General features: G+C 72.1%; 21 protein-coding genes. 13 read left to right on the plus strand and 8 right to left on the minus strand.

The features are described 5' to 3' along the window. Positions 1-99 precede the first annotated feature (99 nt). The 6 genes from ABZU91_RS25030 to ABZU91_RS25055 all read left to right on the plus strand — a co-directional run bounded on the left by ABZU91_RS25030 (position 100) and on the right by ABZU91_RS25055 (position 6646). Positions 100-870 carry a redox-sensing transcriptional repressor Rex gene (locus ABZU91_RS25030; protein WP_355245007.1) on the plus strand — a complete coding sequence of 257 codons (771 nt, stop codon included), beginning with the start codon at positions 100-102 and terminating at the stop codon, positions 868-870. Then, entirely contained in the window at positions 867-2264 is a 1398-nt protein-coding gene (locus ABZU91_RS25035; RefSeq protein ID WP_355245010.1) for a glutamyl-tRNA reductase, read from the plus strand. The genes ABZU91_RS25030 and ABZU91_RS25035 overlap by 4 nt, the downstream gene beginning before the upstream one ends. Next, entirely contained in the window at positions 2261-3229 is a 969-nt protein-coding gene (gene hemC, locus ABZU91_RS25040) for a hydroxymethylbilane synthase (protein ID WP_355245013.1), read from the plus strand. Before ABZU91_RS25035 ends, hemC begins: the two co-directional genes overlap by 4 nt. Then, a complete protein-coding gene (locus tag ABZU91_RS25045) occupies positions 3226-4806 on the plus strand; it encodes a uroporphyrinogen-III synthase (RefSeq protein WP_355245016.1) in 1581 nt (526 codons plus the stop codon). Before hemC ends, ABZU91_RS25045 begins: the two co-directional genes overlap by 4 nt. A gap of 23 nt (positions 4807-4829) precedes the next feature. Then, positions 4830-5813, plus strand: coding sequence for a porphobilinogen synthase (gene hemB / locus ABZU91_RS25050; RefSeq protein ID WP_355245019.1), 984 nt, complete (start codon positions 4830-4832; stop codon positions 5811-5813). 329 nt (positions 5814-6142) lie between these two features. Further along, complete coding sequence (locus tag ABZU91_RS25055; RefSeq protein WP_355245022.1) at positions 6143-6646, plus strand: helix-turn-helix transcriptional regulator; 504 nt, start codon at positions 6143-6145, stop codon at positions 6644-6646. 58 nt (positions 6647-6704) lie between these two features. On the opposite strand, the gene ABZU91_RS25060 is transcribed toward ABZU91_RS25055, so the two are convergent. The 3 genes from ABZU91_RS25060 to ABZU91_RS25070 form a co-directional block, all read right to left on the minus strand. Beyond that, complete coding sequence (locus ABZU91_RS25060; protein ID WP_355245025.1) at positions 6705-9983, minus strand: lamin tail domain-containing protein; 3279 nt, start codon at positions 9981-9983, stop codon at positions 6705-6707. A gap of 92 nt (positions 9984-10075) precedes the next feature. Continuing rightward, positions 10076-11092, minus strand: a complete 1017-nt coding sequence (locus ABZU91_RS25065; protein ID WP_355245145.1) for a GNAT family N-acetyltransferase — start codon at positions 11090-11092, stop codon at positions 10076-10078. Between the two features lie 72 nt (positions 11093-11164). After that, entirely contained in the window at positions 11165-12652 is a 1488-nt protein-coding gene (locus ABZU91_RS25070; RefSeq protein ID WP_355245147.1) for a lytic murein transglycosylase, read from the minus strand. 54 nt (positions 12653-12706) lie between these two features. On the opposite strand from ABZU91_RS25070, the gene ABZU91_RS25075 reads away from it, so the two are divergent. Both ABZU91_RS25075 and ABZU91_RS25080 read left to right on the plus strand, forming a co-directional pair. After that, positions 12707-12916 (plus strand): zinc ribbon domain-containing protein, encoded by a 210-nt coding sequence (locus ABZU91_RS25075; RefSeq protein ID WP_355245028.1) that lies wholly within the window; start codon positions 12707-12709, stop codon positions 12914-12916. A gap of 153 nt (positions 12917-13069) precedes the next feature. After that, positions 13070-15892, plus strand: coding sequence for an adenylate/guanylate cyclase domain-containing protein (locus ABZU91_RS25080; protein WP_355245031.1), 2823 nt, complete (start codon positions 13070-13072; stop codon positions 15890-15892). 96 nt (positions 15893-15988) lie between these two features. Here the strand turns inward: ABZU91_RS25080 and ABZU91_RS25085 are convergent, their stop codons facing one another. Together ABZU91_RS25085 and ABZU91_RS25090 are read right to left on the minus strand one after the other, a co-directional pair. Continuing rightward, positions 15989-16522: a phospholipase gene (locus ABZU91_RS25085; protein ID WP_355245034.1), complete on the minus strand. Its 534-nt coding sequence runs from the start codon at positions 16520-16522 to the stop codon at positions 15989-15991. Between the two features lie 177 nt (positions 16523-16699). Next, positions 16700-18343, minus strand: coding sequence for a family 10 glycosylhydrolase (locus tag ABZU91_RS25090; RefSeq protein ID WP_355245037.1), 1644 nt, complete (start codon positions 18341-18343; stop codon positions 16700-16702). A 201-nt stretch (positions 18344-18544) separates the two neighbouring features. Here ABZU91_RS25090 and ABZU91_RS25095 point away from each other — a divergent pair, with 201 nt between their 5' ends. After that, the gene (locus ABZU91_RS25095; RefSeq protein ID WP_355245040.1) at positions 18545-20041 is read left to right on the plus strand and encodes an amino acid permease; all 1497 of its coding nucleotides are present in this window, start codon (positions 18545-18547) and stop codon (positions 20039-20041) included. A 118-nt stretch (positions 20042-20159) separates the two neighbouring features. Continuing rightward, a complete protein-coding gene (locus ABZU91_RS25100) occupies positions 20160-21164 on the plus strand; it encodes a LacI family DNA-binding transcriptional regulator (RefSeq protein ID WP_355245043.1) in 1005 nt (334 codons plus the stop codon). Here the strand turns inward: ABZU91_RS25100 and ABZU91_RS25105 are convergent. The 3 genes from ABZU91_RS25105 to ABZU91_RS25115 all read right to left on the minus strand — a co-directional run bounded on the left by ABZU91_RS25105 (position 21161) and on the right by ABZU91_RS25115 (position 24084). Continuing rightward, on the minus strand, positions 21161-21886 hold the full coding sequence (locus tag ABZU91_RS25105; protein WP_355245046.1) for a methyltransferase domain-containing protein: 726 nt from the start codon (positions 21884-21886) through the stop codon (positions 21161-21163). The genes ABZU91_RS25100 and ABZU91_RS25105 overlap by 4 nt on opposite strands. A gap of 213 nt (positions 21887-22099) precedes the next feature. After that, a complete protein-coding gene (locus ABZU91_RS25110; RefSeq protein WP_355245049.1) occupies positions 22100-22447 on the minus strand; it encodes a hypothetical protein in 348 nt (115 codons plus the stop codon). Continuing rightward, positions 22447-24084, minus strand: coding sequence for an ABC-F family ATP-binding cassette domain-containing protein (locus ABZU91_RS25115; RefSeq protein ID WP_355245052.1), 1638 nt, complete (start codon positions 24082-24084; stop codon positions 22447-22449). Before ABZU91_RS25115 ends, ABZU91_RS25110 begins: the two co-directional genes overlap by 1 nt. 62 nt (positions 24085-24146) lie before the next feature. On the opposite strand from ABZU91_RS25115, the gene ABZU91_RS25120 reads away from it, so the two are divergent. The 3 genes from ABZU91_RS25120 to ABZU91_RS25130 all read left to right on the plus strand — a co-directional run bounded on the left by ABZU91_RS25120 (position 24147) and on the right by ABZU91_RS25130 (position 25775). After that, entirely contained in the window at positions 24147-24917 is a 771-nt protein-coding gene (locus ABZU91_RS25120) for an ROK family protein (RefSeq protein WP_355245054.1), read from the plus strand. An 89-nt stretch (positions 24918-25006) separates the two neighbouring features. Then, a complete protein-coding gene (locus tag ABZU91_RS25125) occupies positions 25007-25375 on the plus strand; it encodes a tetratricopeptide repeat protein (RefSeq protein ID WP_355245057.1) in 369 nt (122 codons plus the stop codon). Positions 25376-25520: 145 nt separating this feature from the next. Beyond that, positions 25521-25775 (plus strand): Smr/MutS family protein, encoded by a 255-nt coding sequence (locus ABZU91_RS25130; protein WP_007465523.1) that lies wholly within the window; start codon positions 25521-25523, stop codon positions 25773-25775. Positions 25776-25781 lie beyond the last annotated feature (6 nt).

Genomic DNA, 25781 nt, shown 5'->3' on the forward strand with positions numbered 1-25781 from the left:
ACGCGCCCTGCTAGCACAGCCGGCAACCTCGGTCGCCAGCGGGAGTCCATAAGCGGCCGACCAGCGGAGTTGGCCGAGGATCGCACCGCACGGAGTCTCATGAGTCAGCACCGTCAGTCAGGTGCGCCCGGCCGCGCCGGTGGCGTACCGGCGCTCCCGGATCTTCCCGAGGCGACCGTCGCTCGGCTCCCGGAATACCTGCGCGCGTTGCACAATCTCGCCGACGCAGGGCACGAAACGATCTCCAGTGAAGGTCTCTCGGCGGCCGCGGGGGTCAATTCCGCCAAGCTCCGCAAAGACCTCTCCCACCTCGGTTCGTACGGCACACGGGGCGTCGGCTACGACGTCGCGCTGCTGATCGAGCAGATCGAGTACGTGCTCGGGCTCACTCAGCGTCGCGCGGTGGCCCTGGTCGGCGTGGGTAATCTCGGTCACGCTCTGGCCGGCTACGACGGGTTCGCCAGCCGGGGCTTCCGGATCGCCGCACTGCTCGACGCCGATCCCTCCCGGGTCGGTGAAGAGATCAACGGCCTGGTTGTCCGGCATGTCGACGAGCTGCCCGCGGTCGCCGCGGAGGAGTCCATCGCGATCGGCGTGATCGCCACCCCGGCCCCCGCCGCCCAGCGGGTCGCCGATCAGCTGGTCGCGGTCGGCGTGACGAGCATCCTCAACTTCGCGCCCTGCGTACTCTCTGTCCCGGAGGGGGTCGACGTGCGCAAGGTCGACCTCGCCATCGAGCTGCAGATCCTGTCCTTCCACGAGCACCGTAAGGCGTCGCTGACCGCGCTGCCCGCCACCGGCGGGTCCGCTCTCACCGCCCTGCCCGGCGGGCTCGCGGCCACCGACACCCAGGAGGCGATCGGCACGTGAAACTGCTCGTCGTCGGCGCGTCCTACCGGACCGCCCCGGTCGCCACGCTGGAGCAGCTGGCCGTGCCCCCCGCCGACCTCACCCGCACCCTGGACCGCCTGGTCGCACAGCCGTACCTGAGCGAGGCGGCGATCGTCTCCACCTGCAACCGCGTGGAGATCTACGCCGCCGTGTCCGGTTTCCACGGTGGGCTCGGCGACATCTGCGCCGTACTGGCCGAGCAGGCCGACAGCACTCCGGCGGCGCTCGCCAGCCACCTGTACGTCCACTACGACACCGCCGCCGTGGACCACGTCTTCCGCGTCGCCACCGGGCTGGACTCGATGGTCGTGGGCGAGGCGCAGATCCTCGGCCAACTGCGTGACGCGTACCACTGGGCCACCGGCGCCGACTCCGCCGGCCGCCTGCTGCACGAGCTGATGCAGCAGGCGCTGCGCGTCGGCAAGCGGGCCCACGCCGAGACCGGCATCGACCGGGCCGGCCAGAGTGTGGTGACCGCCGCGCTGGAGCTGGCGGCCGGGCACCTCGACGGCGACCTCGTCGGCCACCCGGCCCTGGTGATCGGGGCCGGCGCGATGGGTTCGCTCGGGGTGGCCACGCTGTCCCGGCTGGGTGCGGGGCCGCTCACGGTCACCAACCGGGGCGCCGACCGGGCCGTCCGGCTCGCCGAGTCGTACGGGGCGAGTGCCGCGCCGATGACCGAGCTGGCCGCCACGCTCTCCACAGTGGACATCGTAGTGGCCGCCACCGCGTCCACCGAGCCGGTCCTCACCCGGGCGGTGGTCACCGCCGCGCTCGCCGAGCGTGACCCGGCCCGGGGTCCGCTGGTCCTGCTCGACCTGGCCGTTCCGCGCGACGTCGAGGAGGGCGTCGCCGACCTGCCCGGCGTCGAGGTGATCGACATCGACCGGATGGCGGCACTGCTCGCCGACGGCCCGGCCGCAGCGGATGCCGCCGCCGTCGAACGGATCGTGCTCGGCGAGGTGGAGGGCTTCCTCACCTGGCTGCGCGGCGCCGACGTGGCGCCCACCGTGGCGGCGCTGCGGGGTCGCGCCGACGACGTCGTCGCCGCCGAGCTGCGCCGCCTGGCCCAGCGCCGCCCCGACCTCGGCGACGACCTGCGCGCCGAGGTGGCCCGTACGGTGCACCGGGTGGTGCAACGGCTGCTGCACCAACCCACCGTCAAGGTCCGCCAGCTCGCCGCCGAGCCCGGTGGTGACCAGTACGCGGCGCTGCTGCGTGAGCTGTTCGACCTCGAGGTGCCGCAGACCTCGCCGGTCGACACCGTCCCGGACGTGCTGACTCCCGACCTCGGCATGACGCTCCCGGACACCGCCCCGGTGTCCGGCACCGACGCCACCGAACCGACCCCACCCACCGGAGGTGCGCGTTGACCGCCCCCCTGCGCCTCGGCACCCGGGGCAGCACCCTGGCCATGGCCCAGTCCGGCCACGTCGCCGAGGCGGTGACCGCCGCCACCGGCCGCCCGGTCGAGCTGGTCGAGGTGGTCACCGCGGGCGACCGCTCCAGCGCGCCGGTGCACCGGCTCGGCGTCGGAGTGTTCGTCTCCGCGCTGCGCGACGCGCTGACCGCCGGGACGATCGACTTCGCAGTGCACTCGTACAAGGACCTGCCCACCGCCGCCGCGGGCGGGCTGCACATCGCGGCGGTCCCGGCGCGGCAGGATCCTCGGGACGCGCTGGTCGCCCGCGACCGCCGGACGCTCGCCGAGCTGCCGTCCGGCGCCACGGTGGGCACCGGCGCGCTGCGTCGTATCGCCCAGTTGCAGGCGCTCGGCCTGCAACTGGAGGTCACCCCGATCCGCGGCAACATCGACACCCGCCTGGCACGGGTGATCGGCCCCGACGCCGACCTCGACGCCGTCGTCCTGGCCCGGGCCGGGCTGGCCCGGATCGGTCGGGTCGACGTGATCACCGAGACGCTGGACCCGATGCTGATGCTGCCCGCGCCCGCCCAGGGCGCGCTGGCCGTGGAGTGCCGGGTCGACGACCAGGACCTGGTCGAGCTGCTCGGAATGCTCGACCACGCACCGTCACGCTCCGCGGTCACTGCGGAACGTGCGTTTCTGGCAACCCTGGAGGCCGGGTGCAGCGCACCCGTCGCCGCCTACGCCGAGCTTGCCGAAGGCGAGACCGGTGATGAGATCTACCTGCGCGGGGCGGTGATCAGTCCGGACGGCACTCGTGACCTCCGGCTGTCCCGCACCGGAACGCCCGCCGACGCAGCGGAGATCGGTAAGGCACTCGCCGCCGAACTCCTCGAACTCGGCGCCGACTCGATCCTCGGCCACGAAGGACACACCGGCCCGGGGACCCAGCAATTTGGGAGCACAGAATGACCCGCACCCGTAAGCCCGTCGGCCGTATCGCGTTTGTCGGGGCGGGCCCCGGCGACCCAGGTCTGCTGACCCGCAGGGCGCACGACGCCCTGGTCGACGCCGACCAGGTGATCTACGACCGGGGAGTCCCGGAGTCGCTGCTCGCCGCCGTCCGGGCCGAGGCCAGGGACGACGCCGAGTTCACCCCGGCCGAAGGTGCGCCGGGAGACGTGGCGAAGGTGTTGATCTCCGCGGCCCGGTCCGGGCTGAACGCGGTGCACCTGGTCGCCGGCGACCCGTTCGGCCACGACTCGGTGGTCAAGGAGGTGCAGGCCGTGGCCCGTACCGCCGCCCACTTCGAGGTGGTGCCCGGCGTCGGCCAGGCCGAGGGCGTGGCCACCTACGCGGGGGTTCCGCTGCCGGGCGTACGTACCGCCGCCGACGTCGAGGACGTCAGCGTGCTGGACTTCGAGGCGCTGGCCGCCGCCGTCGGCCGGGGTTCGCTCGCGCTCGCCGTGGACGCCGGTGACCTCGCCGCCGTCCGGGACGGGCTGCTGGCCGCCGGCGTCGACGGCACCACCGGCGTCGGGGTGACCGGCGACGGCACCGGCGAGACCCAGTACACGACCACGTCGACCGTGGACAGCTTCGTGGCCGCCGCGCTCGGCTTCACCGGCCGGGTGGTGCTCACCGTCGGGGTCGGGGTCGGGCAGCGCGACAAGCTGAGCTGGTGGGAGAACCGCCCGCTGTACGGCTGGAAGGTGCTGGTACCCCGTACCAAGGAGCAGGCCGGTGCGATGAGTGCCCGGCTGCGGGCGTACGGAGCGATCCCGTGCGAGGTGCCGACCATCGCGGTCGAGCCGCCGCGCACCCCGGCCCAGATGGAGCGGGCGGTCAAGGGCCTTGTCGACGGCCGGTACGCCTGGGTGATCTTCACCTCGGTCAACGCCGTACGCGCGGTCTGGGAGAAGTTCGCCGAGCACGGCCTGGACGCCCGGCACTTCGGCGGGGTCAAGATCGCCTGTATCGGCGAGGCGACCGCGGACGCGGTCCGCGCGTTCGGCATCCAGCCGGAGCTGCTCCCCGCCGGGGAACAGTCCTCCGAAGGGCTGCTGGCCGAGTTCTCGCCGCACGACGAGATCCTCGACCCGGTCGGCCGGGTGCTGCTGCCGCGCGCCGACATCGCCACCGAGACGCTCGCCGCCGGGCTTACCGAGCGCGGCTGGGAGGTCGACGACGTGACCGCGTACCGGACGGTGCGGGCTGCGCCGCCGCCGGCCGAGATCCGGGACGCGATCAAGTCGGGCGGGTTCGACGCGGTGCTCTTCACGTCTTCGTCGACCGTGCGGAACCTCGTCGGTATCGCCGGGAAGCCGCACGCGCGCACGGTTGTTGCCGTGATTGGGCCCAAGACGGCGGAGACCGCGACGGAGTTCGGCCTTCGGGTCGACGTCCAGCCGCCGCACGCCTCGGTGCCCGACCTGGTGGAGGCGCTCGCCGCCTACGCCGTCGAGCTGCGCGAGAAGCTGGCCGCCATGCCGGCCAAGCAGCGTCGTGGCTCGAAGGTGCAGGGGCCGACCGCCCTGCGCTTCCGGTAGTCGTCGTTCAGGAGGACCCTTCCATGTCGTACCCCGAGATCCGGCCTCGCCGCCTGCGCCGCACCCCGGCGATCCGCCGGCTGGTGTCCGAGACCCGGGTCGACCCGGCCGAGCTGATCGTGCCGATGTTCGTCAAGGAAGGGTTGTCCGAGCCGCGGGCCATCGCGTCGCTCCCGGGGGTGCTTCAGCACTCCCGGGACTCGCTGCGCAAGGCGGCCGCCGAGGCGGTCCAGGCCGGCGTCGGCGGGATCATGCTCTTCGGGGTGCCCGAACGGCGTGACCCGACCGGGTCCGGCGGCATCGACCCGGACGGCATCCTGAACGTCGCCATCCGCGACGTGGTCTCCGAGGTGGGCGGCAGCACCGTCGTCATGAGTGACCTGTGCCTGGACGAGTTCACCTCGCACGGGCACTGCGGGGTGCTCGCCGCCGACGGCGATGTCGACAACGACGCCACCCTGGCCGCGTACGCCGAGATGGCGGTGGCGCAGGCCGCCGCCGGGGTCGACGTGGTCGGGCCGTCCGGGATGATGGACGGTCAGGTCGGCGTGGTACGCCGGGCGCTCGACGCCGCCGGGCACCAGAACGTGGCGGTGCTGGCGTACGCGGTGAAGTACGCCTCGGCGTTCTTCGGCCCGTTCCGGGACGCGGTGGAGTCGGCGCTGGAGGGCGACCGGCGCAGTTACCAGCAGGACCCGGCGAACCTGCGCGAGTCGCTGCGCGAGGTGGCGCTCGACGTCGCCGAGGGCGCCGACATGGTGATGGTCAAGCCGGCGCTGCCCTACCTGGACGTGGTGTCGGCGGTCCGGGCCGCGGTGGACGTCCCGGTCGCCGCATACCAGGTCTCCGGCGAGTACGCGACTGTCGAGGCCGCCGCCGCGAACGGCTGGATCGACCGGGAGCGGGTGATGATGGAGACGCTCACCTCGATCAAGCGGGCCGGCGCGCAGATCATCCTCACCTACTGGGCGGTCGAGGCCGCCGGTCTGCTCCGCCAGCGCTACTGAGCGAACGCTCCTCCGGCTGCCTCTGCCGACTGCCGTTGCGCGGCCCTGCCCTTTCTGGTTACTTCCTGCCCCCTTGGGCGCCTCTGCCCTTTTGGGTGTCCATGCCCTTTTGCGTGTCCCTGCCCTTTTGGGTGTCCGGGCCCCAGGCGTGCCCCTGACATCCTTTGCTCTGCTTCAGCGGAGGCAACAGTCAGAGCCTGAAACTGTTGCGCCCGTTGAAGCAGAGCAAAGGACGCGCGCGAGGTGCGGCACACCCCCGGATGAGCCGGTTCTCCACAGGTTTATCCACAGGGGTTGAGTGAGCGATTCCGGCCGAGAATCGTGGTCGGATGGCTTCCGCACTCGATCCTCCTACGCCACCGGGCCCGACCCTCGGGCGGTTCCCGATCACCGGCCTCGTCCGTCGGGCCCGCCGGATGAAGGGGCTGGGTCAACGCCAGATGGCCCGGTTCGCCAAGGTCGCACCATCGACCGTGGGCAAGGTCGAGGCCGGCAGTCTGACGCCGAGTCTGGCCGTGCTGGAGCGCCTGCTCGGTGCGGCCGGGCTCTACCTGGTGGTGGTGGACCAGGACGGCCGGATCGTCCAACCGATGGCCGACCGGGAGGACGTCCACGACGGCGCCGGCCGCCGCTACCCCGCCCACCTCGACACGATTCTCGATCCGAAGCCGGGGGAGTGGTGGGGAGACATCTACGGGCTGGCGCGACCACCGGAGACCTACCACCGCAGCTCGGCGGACCGCGAGGCGCGACGTCGGCGCAGCCAGTGGGAGGTGCGGGTCGCGCGGCATCGGCACCTGCCACCGCCGCCGATCATCCAGGAGTACTACTGACAACGCGAACGGCCCACCCTCCGTGGAAATCTGGAGGGTGGGCCGTCAGCGCCAACGATCAGTCGTCGTTGCTGATCGTTCCGGTCGCCAGCGGGTCGGCCAACCGCAGGCCGGGCACACCGGCCACCAGCAGGGTCAGCTTCTCGTCCGACTCGCGCCTGCGGTCGCCGCGCACGGTCACCGGGAAGGCCACCGACGTCTCACCGGCGGGTAACACCTTGCAACCGGCGTACGCGTCGAAGTCCGAGCCCACCTGCGCTGTGAGACCAACGGCCGCGGCGCAGAGCAGCACCGGCTGCGACAGCGGCCGGGACACGGTGGCGGTGAAGACCATCTGCCGGGTGCCCTGGTCGCCCTCGACGACCGTGGTGTCGGCGACGCTCAGCGACGCCCGGGAGCGGAACCGGGCCACCTGCGGGTCGTGATCGCTGGAACCCCGCGACCCGTCACCGGTGAACTCGGCCGGCCAGTCGGCGTTGACGTGCGCCGCCCGCACCTGCACCAGATCGCCGTAGAGCGCGTCGTTGACGAACAGGTGGTCGAGCGTCTGGGCCTGCCCCTCGAAGCTGTACGAGTAGGCCGAAGCCGGCACGTCCGCGACCAGGGTGTCCCACAGGTTGTGCAGGCCAGCCTCGTACAACGGGGCGAGCTGGTCCGACGGCGTCGGCTGTGCGCCCGTGGCGATGGGATCGTCCGGCCGGGGGAAGACGTTCAGGTCACCGCCGTAGACGACGCGGGCCGACTGATCGGCCGCCTCGATGGCGGTGACGATCGCCGCCCCGTAGCGCGCCTGCTCCCGCCGCTGCCCGATCCGGCCGTCCGGACCGGACGAGTAGTGATTGCTGAGCGCGTACAGGGTGAACCGCTCGGATGAGCCCGGTGCCGCGGCAACGCTGAACTTGCCCAACTGGGGTGCTCGCGTGAAGACGTTGTTCCCGTCCTTGCCGGTCGACGTGTCCACGTCGGACGGCAGCACCGCGTTGAGCGCCTTGGGGTTCTGCACGTCGGCATTGCCCGGCAGACCTGCGGCGCGGTACTGCACGGTCGGCGTCGAGCCCAGCAGAGGGTCGCTCGCCGTCGCAGCCGCCAACGACAGCCGGTCCGTGCGGTACAGGAACGCGGCGGTGATACCGCGGGCGTCCGCGCCGGTCCGGTCGTAGGCGGCGGCGTACGCCGGCCCACCGGCCGCCGCCACCGCGAGTGCCAACTCCTGGACGCTGTCCGGAGCGCCGTCGGCGTTGTTGGTGTCGCCGCAGGCCAGCGTCGCCCCGGAGACCGTGCAGATGTCCTGGTCCTCGGCCTCCTGGACGAGGATCAGATCCGGTGCGTGCAGATCCTTCGCGATCTGGTCGGCGAGCGACGTCAGGTGCTGGCGGTAGTCGGCCTCGCTGCTCGGCACGTAGTCGAACGGCGGGGTGACACCGGTGCAGCCGGCGTTGCCGGTGAAGTCGCAGCCGTCGAACGGGTCGTCGCGGTAGTCGTACAGGTTCTCGACGTTGTACGTGGCGACCGCGACCTCCTGTGCCCGGTCGGCCGGCTTCGGCGGGTTGTTCTTCGACGGATCGGCGCCGGCGTCGAACTCGGCCCGCTCGACCTGCACGCCGTACTTCTCGAACGAGTAGTAGACGCCGCCCACCGCGTCCGCGCGCAGCGTGTCGAAGGTGTGCGCCGGCGGGAGCAGCGCGGTGCTGTCACCGGCGGTGGCCTTCACGCCCATGCTTCCGAGCAGCACCCGCTGCCCGTTGCCGTCGTCGAAGCGCCGGGTCGGGTCGTTGTCCAGCGGGTGCGAGTCCCGGAAGACCCGCCGGGCGTACGGGTCGGCACGGTCCAGCAGCGGATCGTCGCGGTCGACGACCCACAGCTCCGAGTCCGCCGTGGACGAGAAGACGTCCCGGCCGCTCACCGCGCCGCTGCCCGCGCGTACGCGCAGTCGGGCACCCTCGTGCCGCTCCCACCAGCGCTGCGCATCGGTCAGCTCGACCGGAGGCGCCGCGTTGGTCACCGTGACCGTCGTGTCCACGTCCAGGCCGGTGGCGATCCGGCGGACCAACGACGCGCCGGACAGCTGGGTGAAGTTGTAGTACTCCGACACCCGGGCCCGGAGCACCACCTCGTCGCCGACCGTCGGGACGTAGCCGCCGACCAGGGAGGTGAACGCGCCCATGAAGACGAAGATGCCGTCGGAGCTGGTCGGGTCGCCGTCGGTGTCGCCGCTGCGGCTCTGCAGGAAGAATCCGTTCTGCTCCGCCCCGGCCGACGTCCGGGCCAGCGTCCGCTGGGTGATCACGCCCCGGACGTCGTACATCGTGCTGCTCGTGCCGTTGCCGCTCGCCGGTGCGAGCGGTGAGCGGTCGGCGGGGCCGGCCTCGGCGTCGGTGGTCGGGCCCTGCACCTCGCCGACGGTCAGTTCCCGGGTCACCTGCACGGCCAGCGCGCAGGTGGCGGTGTCACCGCCCGCGTCGGTCGCGGTCACGGTCACGGTGTACGCCCCGGCGGTGAGGTCGGCGCTCACGCTGACCGTGGCGCGGGCCGTGCCACCCGCCTCGCCGGCCGGGGTGAACGCGGTACGGGTGATCGAGCCGCTGGCCGGGGCCGGGCTGACCTCGGCCACCGCCAGGTCGACGATCGTGTCGTCCGGGTCAGTGGCGGTGATCTCCCGACTCGTCGCCGTCCCCGACGCGGTGACCAGTGGTCCGCCGCAGGTCACCGTCGCCGGGACGTCGACCGGTCCACCGCCGTCCACGGTGTGCGAGCCGAGCCCGTCGAAGGTGTCGACCGGCAGCCCGGCCCACTGCGCGGCGGGGTCGAACGCGTCCGACGGGTCAGTGTCGCCCGCCGTCACCGAGGGCAGCCGGCGCAGCGTGTTGTCCGCCGTGCTGGCCGTGCCCGTGCCCCACTCGGTGCCCGGGTCAACGCCCACCTGACCGATCGAGTCGAGCACGGTGGTGCCGCGGCGGAGCACGATCGCGTCGTCGCCGTTGAACAGACTCGCACCGGTGGTCTGGTCGGCCTGGGCGAGGATGGCCGCTGCGGCCGAGGCGCTGGCGAACACGAAAGCGTCCCCGGCGGCGACGGTCCCGGTCAGCGCGATCGTGGTCGCCGTGGTGGAACCGTTGAAGTAGAGCTGGAGCTGGTAGCCGCCCGCGGTGAGGTCGACGGGAGCGCCGGTGCCGTTGAACAGCTCGATCGCCTTGTTGTTCGACGAGCCTTCGACGTACTCGGAGATGAAGAGGTCGGTGGGCGCAGCGCTGGCCGCGGTGGGCGTGACGCCGAGGGCCGTGACGGTCACTGCGGCGGTGGCGATCGCGAGCGCGGCTGTCGTGCGGCGCGGGCGCATAGGGCCTCCACGATGGGTGGACGGGGTCAACGCACGTTAAGGGGCGCTGCTGTCCACCGTCCATCCCCTAGTGGACACTTTCGTGAATTTCCTCAGCGTGGCGGATCGAGGCGGTGCACCAGCTCAGCGACGTCGACGCTGTATTCGCACCAGTCCCGGTCGGGCCGGTAGCCCAGCTCCGCGTTGACCTTGAGCAGCGCCTCGTTGGCCTGCGCGTTCCAGGTCTGTACCTCGATCAGCTCCGGCTCGGCGGAGCGCAGCTCCAGCAGCATCCGAGCCTTGAGCGCCCGGTCGATGCCGTAACCCCGGTGCTCCTGCGCGACGATCGTGTCGTACTGGTCGGCGCGGGTCGGGTGCTGCGCTGGCACCACCACCTCGGTCAGCCCGGCCACCTCACCGCTCTGCTCGTGCCGGGCCAGCACGATGTACGGCTTCATGCCGCGCCGGTGCAGGGTGTCGAGGCTGTCCCGCAGGCGCTCCGGGTCGTAGGAGCTGGGACGTAGCTCGCCGTCGTCGACGTCACGAACCTCGGCCTTGGCCCGCGCGTACGACTCGATCAGGTCGTCCGGTGGGCCGCCCGGGTAGAACCCCAGCTGGTAGCCGGCGCCGATCCCGGTGGCCATCTCGGTCAACTCGGCCCAGTCGACCGAGGTCAGGTCGAGTACGCTGCGCGTCTCCACGTACTCCCGGGTGAAGCCGAGCGACTCGTAGAACGCCACCGCCGGCGTGTCGCCGACCACCTCGACCCCGATCGACCGGAAGCCCTCCTGGTAGACCCGGCGGGCCGCGCGCAGGACCAGGTCGCGGCCGAGGCCGCTGCGTCGCGCCGAGGGGTGCACCAGCACCTCGAGCACCCCGATGTCACCGAGCAGGAGCACGTGGACCTGCCCGAGGACGGCACCGACCTCGGCCGCGGCGCTCGGCTCGGCCTGGGCGAGCCAGGAGATCCGCCGCTCACCGGGCATCACCTCGGCCAGATACTCCCGCAGAGAGGTCTCCCGCCACGGCGGGTCCTGCGGCAGGTCGGCCGCCAGCACCGCGTTCAGCGTGGTCAACAGCGACGCGATCTCGGCGGAGGACGCGGTCCTGGGGTCCCACTCGCGCACCATCACCTGTCTAGCTTGCCGCTAACGGCTGCCCGGCGGAAGTGCCCGGTCCTCCAATGTACGCGGACGATCACATTACGGGCGGCTGGCCCGTCCGTACCGGTCAGCGGTGTCGTAGACGGCCTTGGCGTACCGCCGCACGTCGTTGTACGACAGGATCGCGTTCCACCAGTCGCCGGGGATGCTGAGGTTGCGGCCACCCTTGCAGAGGTAGTTGCCGGCCGCCAGCGCGGCGTCGTCCAGGTCGTGCGGGTCCTTGACCCCGTCCTGGTCGGCGTCGGCGCCGATCTCCTGCCAGGTCGTCGGGATGAACTGCATCGGCCCGATCGCCCGGTCGTAGGTGCTGTCGTTGTCGAGCGCCCCGCGGTCGGTGTCGATGATCCGCATCCGGCCGCCGTTACCGTCCAGCGGCAGCCCGATGATCTGGGGCAGGGCCTTGCCGTCGGACCCCAACCGCGCGCCGTTGGCCGAACCGTGCCCGGACTCGACCTGACCGATCGCGGCCAACGTCGTCCAGCTCAAGGCGCAGCTCCGGTTGGTCTGGGCGAGCATCAGCTCCGCGTACCCGTACGCCTGCATGGCGGCCGGCGGGATGCCCACCCTGGCACCGACCTGCTGCGCCCAACTGGCCAGGGCGTCCGACGGACGACCGCCGAGGGTGGGCGCGACGGCCGGCCCGGTCGGCATGCCACCGGTCGGGAACGCCCCGGTGGGTAGCGCGCCGGTCGGCACCGCGCCCGTCGGCACAGCCCCGCTGGGCAGCGGACCGGTCGGCCGTGGGTCGAGCGGCAGCGCAGGTGGCACGGCCACGGTCGGCGCAGCCGTGGCGTCGACGGCCACCGGCTTGGACCCGCGGATGGTCGCCGGGACGAGCAGCGCTCCCGCGGCGGCGGTCGCCGCGACCAGGGCCAGCAGGAAGACCCCGGGGACGGTGAGCCGACCGCTGGGTCGGCGGGACCACTCCCGGGTCGCCCGGGCGGCGGTCACCGCGGCCTGGCGTGGCGGTGGCAGACGCACGGCGTGCGCGAACGGCACGCGCCGCCGGCGACCAGGCGTGATCACCGGTACGACGGCGACGCCGTCCACCTTGGTCGCCGTCAGGTCGGTGGGGCTGGCGCCCGCCGCGACTGTCCCGTCGCCGGTGTCCGTGCCGCTGGTGCCCGCAGTGGCGGTGTCCGTGTCGCCGGTGTCGGCAGTGGGGACGTCCGCGGTGACGGCGTCGGCCGTCGGGGCGGTCGGCGGTGTGGTGGTGTCCGGGGCGGGCTCCGCTGCGGCGCTGTCGCCGGTGGCGGCATCGTCCGGCTGGTCGCCGGTGGCGGCATCGTCCGGCTGGTCAGCGACCGGGGCGTCGCCGTTCGCGGGGTCGGCGGTCGTGGTGGCGTCGGCTGGCGTCGGTGTCGCCGTCTTCGATTCGGTCGTGCCGCCGCGCAGCCAGGGCCGGCGCGGGCGAGGGATTGCCGCGGACACCGGATCGGGCGCGGCGCCCGACTCTGCCAGCGGCCCGTCCAGCGGCGCGGCCGGTCGAAGCGGTTGCACACGCGTCTTGTCCTCGCCGTCCACCACCCGTCGAGTATCACTCATGTCCCGACAGGCGTCAGGTCCACGTACCCTGGTGGCATGCCCCGGTACGAGTTCCGCTGCCGCGCCTGCGGCGACACTTTCGAGGTCAACCGCCCGATGGCGCAGGCCGGAGCGCCGGCCACCTGCCCGCAGGGTCACGCCGACACGGTCAAGCTGCTCTCGGCGGTGTCGGTCACCGGTCGCGGCGCCGGTGGCACGCCGACGCCGGCCGGCGGCGGTTGCTGTGGTGGTGCCTGCGGCTGCTGATCCGGCGGTTTCGGCGGCAGACTCGTGGATCGGCCTTGCCGGGACTGGGTTCGAGTGGCACCTTGAGGCGGCACCTGCCCGGCCGTTCTCACGATGCGTGACCGCTCGGACTCAGGCAGCATGAACCCGACGTCACGGGCGGAGGTTCCTCGCATGTCGCCACGGATCCAGCTCCCGAGCGGTTGGGTGACCTTCGTGTTCACCGACATCGAGGGCTCGACCCGGCTGGCTCAGTTGCTCGGCGCGGACTACCGCCCGGTGCTCGCCGAGCATCGGCGGTTGCTGCGTCGCACCCTGGCCGCCACCGGTGGTGCCGAACTGTTGACCGAAGGCGACTCGTTCTTCCTGGCCTTCGACGACGCGGCGGCGGCACTGACGGCCTGCCTGACCGCCCAGCGGGCGCTGGCGAACCACGACTGGCCGACCGAGGAGGCCGCACCCCGGGTGCGGATGGGCCTGCACACCGGCTACGCCGAGCCCCGCGACGGGGAGTACGCCAGTCCCGAGGTGCACCGGGCCGCGCGGGTGGCGGCGGCCGCACACGGCGGCCAGGTGCTGTGTTCGGCGTCGACGGCCCGCCGGGCCGACCCGCTGCCACCGGGCGCCACCCTGCTGGACCTGGGCCTGCACCGGTTGCGTGGCTTCGACGACCGGGAGCGGCTGTTCCAACTTGTCGCCCCCGGCCTGGAGCGGCAGTTCCCCCGCCCGCGTACCGCCGACGCGGTGGCGCACAACCTGCCCACCCAGGTGACCTCGTTCGTCGGGCGTCAGGTCGAGCGCGCCGAGCTGAGTCAACTGGTCGAGCGGTACCGGCTGGTGACGGTGCTGGGCGCGGGCGGCGCGGGCAAGACCCGACTCGCCGTGGAGTTGGCCGCTGGAGTTGTCGAGACGTACCCCGACGGGGTCTGGTTCGTCGACATCGCCTCGGTGACCGACCCGGGGTTGGTGGCTTTCGCGATCGCCGCGGTCCTGGGGCTGCGGCCCGAGCCGGGTCGCCCGATGCTGGACACGCTCGTCGAGTACGCGGCGGCTCGGCGGATGCTGGTCGTGCTGGACACCTGTGACACGCAACCGGCGGCCTGCGGCGAGGTCATCTCGCGGCTGCTCTCCGGCGGGGGCGACGTGCGGGTGCTGGCGACCAGTCGCGAGTCGTTCAGCCTGCCCGGCGAGGTGGTGTGGCGCATCCCGCCGCTCTCGGTCGACAGGCGCGCCGACGGCGCGGAGAGCGACGCGGTGGCGCTGCTGCTGGATCGTACGGCGGCGGCGCGTGGCGGCCGGCAGCCGGAGCCCGCCGAGTCGGCCGATCTGCGGCGGGTGGTGCGGCGGTTGGACGGGCTGCCGCTCGCCATCGAGTTGGCGGCCGCCCGGCTGCGGGTGCTCTCCGTGGGTCAGCTCGCCGAGCGGCTGGACGACGTCCTCGGCACGCTGGACGCCGGTCGGGAGGACCCGGAGCCACCGCCGGTGGAGCGGGGCTGGTCCGGCAACCAACAGGACACCGTGGACCTGGTCGCGGCGGCGATCGGTACACCGCCGCCCACCGCGGCGAGCAGGGCCGTGCAGCGGTCGGCCACCGAACGCCACCTGACCATGCAGGCCACCGTGACCTGGTCGTACCGGACGTTGGGGCCGCGGGCCGCGCGGCTGCTGCGCTGGATGGCGGTCTTCGCCGGGCCGGTGGACCTGCCCACCGTCGAGTGGCTGCAGGGCGACGACCCGCTGGATCCACTGTCGGTGCTGGTGGACAAGTCGATGGTGTTGGCCGAGCCGCGTGCCGCCGGCAGCTCGTACCGGATGCTCGACCCGATCCGGGCGTACGCGGCGCGGCGGCTGGCCGAGGCGGGGGAGGAGCAGGCCGCCCGGGACCGGCATGCGGCGTGGTCCGCGCACGCGCTGGAGCGGGCCCACCTGGGGCCGGACGGGCGGCCGGTGACGCTGTCGCTCTACACCCTCGATCCGCTGGCCGACGAGCTGCGGGCCGCCCTGCGATGGTGTGCCACCGGCGGCAGCGCCCGCGCCGGTCTCCGTCTGGCGGGCGGGCTGGACCAGTGGTGGCGCGAGCGCGGGCTGGCGCGGGAGGGCCGGCTCTGGCTGTTCCGGCTGTACGGGCGGATCGCCGAGACCGGCGAGCGGATTCCGGACGCGGAGCTGGCGGCGGCGTACCACATGCACTCGCTGCACGCCGGCGCCGACGGCGAGTTCGCGGAGGAACTGCGCTACTCGCAGCGGGCGGAGGCCGCCGCCCGGCAGGCCGGTGACGCTGGTCTGCTGGCCCGGGTGCTCGCCGGCCGGGCCGCGCCCCTGGTGGACATGGGTCAGTTCTTCGAGGCCGAGCGGGTCTGTCGGGAGGTCATCGACTGGGCGCACGGGCAGGAGGTGGTCGGCGAGGCGCTGTTCGCGGTCTTCAGCCTTGCCGAGCTGCTGTGGCGGCGGGGCGCGCTGGGGGAGGCGGCGGACCTGCTGGGAGCGGCCCGTCCGGTGGAGGCCGCCCGTCCGATCGAGCGGGGTCGGCGTTCGGTGGACATGCTGCTCGGGATGGTCGCCCTGGCCCGGGGTGACGTGATCGCCGCGCACGAGCACCTGCTGGTGGCACTGCGCTCACGGATGGGGCACGGCTACCACGGCCGGGCCTGCGACACCCTGAACGCCATCGCCGTGCGGTGTGCCCTCGGCGGGGACCGGGTGACGGCCGCGCGGCTGTTCGGCGCGGCGCAGGCCACCCGGGCGAGCATGCGGGCGACCCCGGGCATCTACGGCGGCTACTGGGTTGACCAGCAGGCCGAGCTGCGTTCGCTGATGGGCGACGTGGCGTTCGACGACGCGTACGCCGAGGGTGCCGAGCTGAGCCTGGACGAGGCGGTGGCGCTCGCACTCGACGTGGAACATCCGGATCTGGCAGCGGACTCGACCCGCTTCAGCACCGAACTGTCCCAACCCACCCAGTCCCAACACCCAGCAACAAAAACCGAACACGCCTAACCCCGCCCCTCTGGTGGGTCGATCATGAAGTTATTGCCACGACACGCCGCGCGGACGGGCAATAACTTCATGATCAACGGGTCGAGTCGGGTGGGGTTAGGTGCGGGCTTGGGCTTCGGCTTGGGCCTTCAGGCGGGCGGCTCGGTCTATGTCGGCCTGCTGGACTGCGGCTACCGAGCCGAAGATGTGGACCGCCTGGTAGTACGTCCAGGCCAGGCTGTAGCAGGCCGGGCGGACGACGGTGTTGTACGTGGCGCAGACCCGCTTCAGGTCCGCGTAGAGGGCGCTGTCCAGGCGGGCCTTGTTGGCGGAGAACTGGCCGACGGCCTTGTAGTTGCGGTAGCCGAAGTCGTGCCGGTAGCAGCCCAGGTTGAAGGTGAAGCCGAGCGGGTTGTCCGGGCTGGACGAGCAGTAGTCGGTGGACCAGACGAAGTTGTACTCGGCCCAGGGCGCCCGGTTGACGCGAGCGCTGTTCCAGGAGTTGTAGCTGGACGCGCTGGTCTGGGTCCAGCTCGACAGCACGGACAGCTTCTGTGCGGGGGTGACGGCGGCGGCGGGGGAGGCGATGGCGAGGGTGGCGAGCAGCGCGAGCGCGCCCGAGGTGAACAGGGTGGCGAGACGTCGGGGCACGGGTTACCTCCGCGGGGTCTGCGGTGGGACGGAAGTTACCGGCGGGTCACCGGATGTCGACAAGTTTCGATCAACTGATCAGCTTGCCGGTATGTGCCGCGCGAACTATCGGTGACATACGCCGAAACAGACGAATGCCCCGGGCGCGCGGGCACCCGGGGCATTCGGCGGAGCTGGTCAGCGCAGGAGGAAGGCGGGCGGGCCGGCCGGGCTCTCGTTGGCCGTCCGGTCCAGCGCGGTCAGTCGGTACGTGTAGCGCCGACCGGGCTCGACCGACGTGTCCACCCAGGACCTGGTGTCGCCGGGGGTGGCCCGGACGGTGTCGACCAGGTGGGTAGCGTCGGAGGTGGCGCACTTTCCGGGCAGGGTGGTGCCGTCGAACCGGTAGATCGCGTACGACGTGGCCGTGCCGAGTGGACCCCTGCCGTCGGCGGGCTGACGCCAGGTCAGCCGCACTCCGTCGGCCTCCCGGGTGACCCTGGTGACGACCGGCGGGAGCAGCGGCTTCGCCGGCAGGTGCGGCATGGTCGGCACGAGGGCCGGACGCGAGTAGTGCTCGGCCGCGTAGATGTCGGTGGCGCCGAGCCGGTTGGCCCGCACCTGGACGGCCGAGAAGTGCACGTTGCCCTGCACCTCGGGGTACGACCGGTTGAGCGTCAGGTGGTCGGACAGCTCACGCGGGTTCTGCCAGTACGGCCCGTACGCCGGATCGCCGCTCTTGTAGTCGGCTTGGCCGATGTAGAGCTGCACCCGGGTGCCGCGTACCGTCTCGGCCCACCACGGCACGAGTCGCGCGTAGTCGGCCGCCGGGTACTGGCCGATGTACCAGTAGAGCTGCGGCACGACGTAGTCGATCCACTCTTCTTTGATCCACTTGCGGGTGTCGGCCGAGATGATGTCGTACGACTGGCTGCCGGTGGTGTCCGAGCCGAGCGGGTCCGCGGTCCTGTTACGCCAGATGCCGAAGGGGCTGACACCGAACTTCACCCACGGCTTCGCCGCCTTGATCCTGCCGTTCATCTCCTGGATGAGCAGGCTGATGTTGTCCCGCCGCCAGTCGGCCCGGTCGGTGAAGCCCCGGTTGTACGCCGCGAACGTGGCGTCGTCGGGCACCTGGTAAGTGCCGCTGGGGTAGGGGTAGAAGTAGTCGTCGAAGTGGACGCCGTCGATGTCGTACTTCGTGACCGCGTCCATCATCGCGGTCTGGACGAACTCGCGGACCTCGGGAATTCCGGGGTTGTAGTAGAGCCGGCTGCCGGCCACGCCGGCCGGCGGGTAGGCGAAGGTCCAGTCGGGGTGCTGCCGGGCAGGGTGCCCGGGGGCGAGCTGGCTGAGGTCGGCGCCGGCGCCACCGGGGGCCGGCATGGAGACACGGTACGGGTTGAACCAGGCGTGGAATTCGAGGTTGCGCCTGTGCGACTCGTCGACCAGGAAGGCCAGCGGGTCCCAGCCGGGGTCCTGGCCGCGCACGCCGGTCAGGTACTCCGACCACGGCTCGTACGGCGAGGGCCAGAGCGCGTCGGCGGTGGGCCGGACCTGTACGACCACGGCGTTGTGGTTGAGTCGTTCGGCCAGGTCGAGCAGTTTCCGGTACTCGGCCTGCTGGGCGGCGATCCGGTCCGGGCTGGTCTGGGACGCCTTGCTGGGCCAGTCGATGTTGACCACCGACGAGATCCACATCGCCCGGAACTGCCGCTTGGGGGTGGCCGGGTCCGTGGCGCAGGTGGTGGCGCTGGGGGTGGCGTTCGCGGGGGTGACGGCGACGAACGTGCCGAGGAGGGCTGTGACCAGCCCGGCGACTCCGAGTCGGGTGGCTTTCATGCGGTGTGTCCCTTCGGTGGGGCTCCCGGATGTTTGCACGGTGCGCGGCAAGATTCGCCGCTGATGTCCACGTTCCTGGTAGGAAATTTTCACACTCTGGGCATCGCCGCAAGAGTTCGTGGTTGACCAATCCCTCCGCTGGGTAGCAACGCCGGTCACCGACCGCCACCGTGGTGGTCGCACGGTGGGAGGGGTGAGCGCATGTCCGTGCTGCGAACCAAACCGATCAAGGACGTCATAGCCCAGGGCGACGCCGACGGCAGCGACGGCGGGTTAGGGCTGAAGAGAAGGCTCGGTGCCCTCGACCTCACCGGCTTCGGCATCGGCATCGTGATCGGCACCGGCATCTTCACGCTCACCGGCATCGAGGCGCGCGACAGCGCCGGACCGGGTGTGGTGATCTCCTTCGCCATCGCCGGCGTGGTGGCCCTGCTCGCCGCCCTCTGCTACGCCGAGCTGGCCTCCAGCGTGCCGACCGCCGGCAGCGCCTACACCTACGCGTACGCGACGATGGGCGAGATCGTCGCCTGGATCATCGGCTGGGACCTGCTCCTGGAGTTCGCGCTCGGCGCGGCCGTGGTGGCCCGCGGCTGGTCCGGCTACCTGGCCGAACTGCTCGACCTGCCGACCCGGTGGTTCGGCGAGGAGGGCAGCGTCGTCAACGTGGGCGCCATCGCCATCGTGCTGATCCTGGGCGTCGTCGCGATCGTCGGCATCCGGGAATCCGCCCGGATCACCAACCTGCTGGTGCTGGTCAAGGTGGCGATCTGTGTCTTCGTGGTGGTCGCCGGCCTGTTCTTCGTCAAGGCCGCCAACCTCACCCCGTTCATCCCGCCGGCCGAGCCCGCCGGCAGTGGCGACGACGGCATCAAGCAGCCGGTGACGCAGGCGCTCTTCGGGTTGGAGCCATCGGTCTTCGGCTTCGTCGGGGTGCTCAGCGCCGCAGCGGTGGTCTTCTTCGCGTACACCGGCTTCGAGGCCGTCGCCAACCTGGGCGAGGAGACGCGCAAGCCCAAGCGGGACCTCACCCTGGGCCTGCTCGGCACGCTGCTGATCTCCACCGTGCTCTACATCGGCGTCTCGTTGGTGGTCGTCGGCATGGTGCCGTACACCGAGATCGACAGGGGTGCCCCGATCGCCTCGGCGTTCGAGTCGGTCGGCGCCGGCTGGGCGGCGACGCTCGTCTCCATCGCCGCGGTCGCCGGCCTGACCAGCGTCATCCTGGTCGACCTGGTGGCGATGGGCCGGATTGGCTTCGCCATCGCCCGGGACGGCCTGATCCCGCCCTCGATCGCGGCCGTGCACCCGCGCTGGGGCACCCCGTACCGGATCTCCGCGATCATGACGGTGGCGGTCGCGCTGCTGGCCGGCTTCCTGCCGCTCTCCGCCCTGGCCGACCTGGTCAGCATCGGCGCGCTCTGCGCGTTCGTGCTGGTCTCGATCGCGGTGCCGATCCTGCGCCGCAAGCGCCCGGACCTGGAGCGGCCGTTCCGGGTGCCGTTCTCGCCCGTGCTGCCGATCGTGTCCGCGCTGGCCTGCTTCTACCTGATGCTCAACCTGTCGGTGGAGACCTGGCTGCGGTTCCTCGCCTGGATGCTGCTCGGCGCGGTCATCTACTTCGGCTACGGCTACCGCCGCAACCGGCTGGCCCAGCACGAGCCCGCCGTCGCCCCGGCGCCACGCGAGCCGAGCGCCTGACCCCCTCCGCACACCACGAAGGCCCCCGCCACGCGGGGGCCTTCGTGCGTGCCGGACCACTTCTGCAACGTTGTAGAGCGGGGTAGGGTGCGCTGGGTTACATCGGGGAGGTTGCGGGGTGCGACACAGGCTCAAGGACGTGGCCGAGCGGGCCGGCGTCTCGGTGAAGACCGTCTCGAACGTGGTGAACGGCTACGTGCACGTACGCCCGGACACCCGGGCCCGTGTCGAGGAGGCCATCGCCGAGCTGAACTACCGGCCCAACCTCTCCGCCCGTCACCTGCGCAAGGGGCGTACCGGGGTGATCGCCCTGGCCGTGCCGGAACTGGACATCCCGTACTTCGCCGAACTCGCCCGCCACGTCGTCACCGCCGCCGCCGAGTACGGCTGGACCGTGCTCATCGACCAGACCGGTGGGCGGCGTGAGCAGGAGCGAGTGGTCGCCTCCGGCATCAGCGACCACCTGATCGACGGGCTCATCTTCAGCCCGCTGGCGCTCACGGCCGAGGACCTGGCCAGCCTCGACGGCACCCCGATGGTGCTACTCGGCGAGCGTGTCGACCACGGGCCCGCCGACCGCGTGGTGATCGACAACGTCACCGCCGCCCGGGAGATCACCGAGCACCTGATCCAGCTCGGCCACCGCCGGATCGCCGCGATCGGCTCGCAGCGCACCGACGAGGGTGCCAGCGCCCGCCTGCGTCTGGCCGGCTACGTCGAGGCGCTGCGCGCCGCCGGCCTGGCCTACGACGAAACCCTCGTGGCGCCCGCGACGGCCTGGCACCGCGCCGACGGCGCGGCCGCGATGCGCGGCCTGCTCACCACGGGGGTACGCCCCGACGCCGTCTTCTGCTTCAACGACACGTTGGCCCTGGGCGCCCTGCGTGCCCTGCACGAGGCCGGCCTGCGCGTGCCCGAGGACGTGGCGGTGGTCGGCTTCGACGACATCGAGGACGGCCGGTTCTCGGTCCCCACGCTGAGCACCGTCGCCCCGGACAAGGAGCAGATCGCCCGGCTGGCCGTCGAACTCCTCGCCAGTCGCCTGGACGGTGACCGCAGCGCCCCCGCCCGGGCGCTCAAGGCGCCCTACCACCTGGAACTACGCGAATCCACCAGGGCCTAGTCGAAGAAGCGGGCCAGGTGGGAGTTCGGGGCCGGCTCGGCATCCGCCGGGAGGGGCGTCAGGTCGGCGAAGATCGACGCGCCGTCGCACCCGGCGTGCAGCGGGTACCACCGGGGGGTGCCCGGTGGCCGGAGCTGACAGATCCCCTTGAACGTCTGCACGTCCATCAGGCGGACGTGGGTCGGGTCGGCCACCGCGTTGACGTGGCCCCACCAGGGGCTCATGACGTGCAGGACACCACCCGGTCGGAGCACCCGGTGACACTCGTCGACCAGGGGCAGGAAGTCGATCAGGTGCTCCAGGATGTGCACCGCGAACAGGACGTCCACCGAGTTGTCGGCCAGCGGCAGCGAACCGGAGAGGTCCGCCACCGCGTCGACCCCCGGCGCGGGGTAGATGTCCAGCCCGAGATTGCCCGACCACTGCTTGGTCGGGCCGCACCCGAGGTCCACCACCACCGGTGCCCGTCCGCCGACGCCGACCTTGCACCAGACGCCGTAGACGCCGGCCAGCCGCCCCACCAGTTCCCGTACCCGCCGGAGGTCCGCGGGCTCGGCGACCTCCCCGCTCAGGTGGGCGACCCCTCGGTCGAAGCGCACCTCGACCGCGAGGTCGCGCAGGCGGTCGTCGTGCCGGACGTGGTCCGCCCACGCGAGCGCGAGGGACTCGTCGATCAACCCCAGCCGTTCGGCCGAGGGCGGAGTCTGTGCCAAAGCGACCATTCGGGCCACCTCCCGCCGCGCGTTACCCGCCTACGCGCCCGCTATTCCCCTTCTCGCCGTCGCGCGACTGCCGACGGGCGTGTCGGCACCTCCGAGGCACCTGCCTGTTGAGCGTGATGACTGTGCGGCATCAAGATGCCGCACAGTCATCACGCTCACTGGAGTGCGCGGTCCGGTCCGGGCTCGCGCTCCGGCTCGGGCGTGCCGTGCAGGTCAGCCCGACAGCGTGCGACGACCGCCGCGCATCCGTTGGCGGGGCGGGGGGTCGGCCGGCTTCGGCCGCTTGAGGTGGTACCGGTGCAGTTCGTGGTTGCCGGGCAGGGACGGGTCCTCGCTCATCGCGACCAGTTCCCAGCCCTGGTCGCCGGCCCGGTTGAGGTGGGCCAGCGCGGTGTCGCCGTACGGCGTCACGTCCACCATCGAGCCGTCCGGGCCGTACCAGACGAAGACGACCTCCCAGCCGAGGTCGTTGGTCGCTGCCTGGCGGCGGCGGACCAGCAGGGCGTACTCCCACTTGAGCATGGCGTCATTCTCACCCCGCGCTGGCCTGCGGACCGGCATCAATCCTCGGCGATCCGCCCGCCGTCGACCCGCAGCCGCCGGTTGGTCTCGATGGCGGCCAGCATCCGCCGGTCATGGGTGACCAGCAGCAGCGTTCCGGGGTAGCTGGCCAGCGCAGATTCGAGCTGTTCGATGGCGGGAAGGTCGAGGTGGTTGGTGGGCTCGTCCAGCACCAGCAGGTTGACCCCGCGCCCCTGTAGCAGGGCCAGCGCCGCGCGCGTCCGCTCGCCCGGTGACAGGGTCGCCGCCGGCCGCGGAACGTGCGCCGCGCGCAGGCCGAACTTGGCCAGCAACGTCCGCGCGTCCGCCGGCGACATCTGCGGTACGGCGGCCTGGAACGCGTCGATCAGCGGTACGTCACCGAGGAACAGTCCTCGGGCCTGATCCACCTCGCCGACCACCACGCCCGGCCCGAGCGATGCGGTGCCCTCGTCCAGCGGCAGCCGCCCCAGCAGCGCGGCCAGGAGGGTGGACTTTCCCGAGCCGTTCGCCCCGGTCAGCGCCACCCGGTCCGCCCAGTCGATCTGAAGGTTGACCGGCCCGAGGGTGAAACCTCCCCGGCGTACCACCGCATGTCGGAGCGTGGCCACGACGGCGCCGGCGCGGGGCGCGGCGGCGATCTCCATCCGCAGCTCCCACTCCTTGCGGGGCTCCTCGACCACCTCAAGGCGTTCGATCAGCCGATCGGTCTGCTTGGCCTTGGCGGCCTGCTTCTCGCTCGACTCGGCTCGCAACTTGCGGCCGATCTTGTCGTTGTCCGTGGCCTTGCGGCGGGCGTTCTTCACGCCCTTCTCCATCCAGCCCCGCTGAGTGCGGGCCCGCGCCTCCAGGCCCGCCTTCGTGTCGGCGTACTCCTCGAAGTCCGCGCGGGCGTGCCGCCGCGTGACCTCGCGCTCCTCCAGATAGGCCGCGTAGCCGCCGCCGTAGTGGTTGACCTGCTGCTGCGGCAGGTCCAGCTCCACCACCCGGGTCACCGTGCGGGTCAGGAACTCCCGGTCGTGGCTGACCAGCACCGTGCCGGCCCGCAGCCCGGTGACGAACTCCTCCAGCCGCTCCAACCCGGCCAGGTCCAGGTCGTTCGTCGGCTCGTCGAGCAGGAACAGGTCGTACCGGCTGAGCAGCAGCGACGCCAGCCCGGCCCGGGCCGCCTGGCCGCCGGAGAGGCCGGTCATCGGGTGGTCCAGGTCGACCGCGAGTCCCAGGTCGGCGCTCACCTGCTCGGCGCGTTCGTCCAGGTCCGCGCCGCCGAGGGCGAGCCAGCGCTCCAACGCGTCGCCGTACGCGTCGTCGGCGCCGGCCGCTCCCGCGGTGAGCGCCTCGGTCGCCGCGTCCAGCGCCGCCTGCGCGGCGATCACCCCGGTCCGGCGGGCCAGGAAGTCACGCACCGTCTCGCCCGGTCGCCGCTCCGGCTCCTGCGGCAGGTGCCCGACGCTCGCCGTGGGCGGACTGAGTCGCACGGTGCCGGCCTCGACCGGCAACAACCCGGCGAGGGTACGCAGCAGCGTCGACTTCCCGGCGCCGTTCGGCCCGACCAGGCCGACCACGTCGCCCGGGGCGACGACCAGGTCCAGTCCGGCGAAGAGTGGGCGGTCGCCGTGCCCGGCGGCCAGGTCCTTGACGATCATCGTGGCGCTCATCAGGACGGCAGCCTATCCGGCCGCCCGCATGAGACCGGTCCCCAGCGGGCAGACTCCATGACGTGGTGACCACACTGGCGATCGACTGCGGTGGCGGCGGCATCAAGGCGTCGGTCCTCGACGAGGCCGGCACGATGCGCGCCCGACCGTTGCGGGTGCCGACCCCGTACCCGCTGCCTCCCGTCCTGTTCGTGCGGACCCTGCTGGACCTCGGTGGGCGGCTGCCCACGGCCGACCGGCTGACCGTCGGTGTCCCCGGGATGATCCGGCACGGCGTGGTGGTGGCCACCCCGCACTACGTCACCCGCAGCGGACCCCGGTCCCGGGTCGATCCGGACCTGCTCGCCGAGTGGTCCGGCTGGGACGCGCGCGGTGCGCTTGCCGAGGCGTTCGGGGTGCCGGCGCTGGTGCTCAACGACGCTGAGGTGCATGGGGCCGGTGTGGTCGCGGGTACCGGTTGTGAACTGGTGTTGACGCTGGGGACGGGGCTGGGCAGCGCTCTCTTCGACGGGGGAGTCCTCGCGCCGCACCTGGAGCTGTCGCACGCGCCGGTGCGCTGGGGCACCACCTACGACACGTACGTGGGCGAGCCGGAGCGTCGCCGACTGGGCGACGCCTTCTGGTCCCGCCGCATCCGGCAGGTCGTGGACGGGCTGCGCCCGGTGTTCCGGTGGGACCGGCTCTACCTGGGCGGGGGCAACTCGCGGCTGATCCGACCGGAGCAGCTGGCCCGGATGGGCGACGACGTGGTGGTGGTGCCGAACACGGCCGGGATCGTCGGCGGTGTACGCGCCTGGGAGCTGTCCGCCGGGCGCCGGGACGCCCGAACCTGACCCTATTTCGACCGGGGGAACAGTCGCCAAACGCCGAGTGTTGTGCCAGCGTCGGAACAGGTGACGGCGCGACCCGAGGAGGTGGGCAGATGGATCTTCTGGCGGACTACCGACGGGCGACCATGTTCTTCGAAACCGGTGACCCGAGCGGAGCGGCCCGACTGCTGGAGCCGATCGTGGACGCCGAGCCCGGCAACGCGGCCGTCCGGCAGTTGCTGGCCCGGGCGTACTTCCAGTCGGCCCAGCTCAACCGGGCCGAGGAGCAGTTGCGGGAGCTGGTCGACCGGGACCCGAGCGACCACTACGCGCACCACGTGCTGGGCCGGACGCTGGAACGGCTCAACCGGCACACCGACGCGCTGCGGCACCTGCGGATCGCCGCGGCGATGTACGCGACCAACGACGACTACCGGATCGCCCTGCAACGGGTCGAGACCCGCGTGGGCGGCACGCGCTGAGCACGGAGCAGGCGGTGTACGAAGGGGCGGTCCCACGGGACCGCCCCTTCGTCGTCGCGCAGCCCTTCGTCGTCGGGCCGTCGGGCCCGGCGACACGCGTGCCTAGGATGGCGGACATGGGACCTGACCGGCCGGGGGCTGCGGCATGAAGCTCAAGCTGGACCTGCACGAGATCTTCAACAAGGGCCAGGATATCGACCGCGCCCTGCGCGGGATCATGGACGAGGCGGTCGCCAAGAAGGCCACCCTCGTCGAGATCATCCCGGGCAAGGGGTCGGGGCAGCTCAAGAAGCGTGTGCTGCGATTCCTCGACCAGAAGGACGTCAAGCAGCTCTACCACCGGGTGGAGAAGGACTCCAAGAACTTCGGCCGCCTCTTCGTCCACTTCCGCTGGAAGTAGCTCAAG

Origin of the sequence: Micromonospora sp. NPDC005174 (assembly GCF_040608495.1) — a bacterium.
GTDB lineage: Bacteria > Actinomycetota > Actinomycetes > Mycobacteriales > Micromonosporaceae > Micromonospora.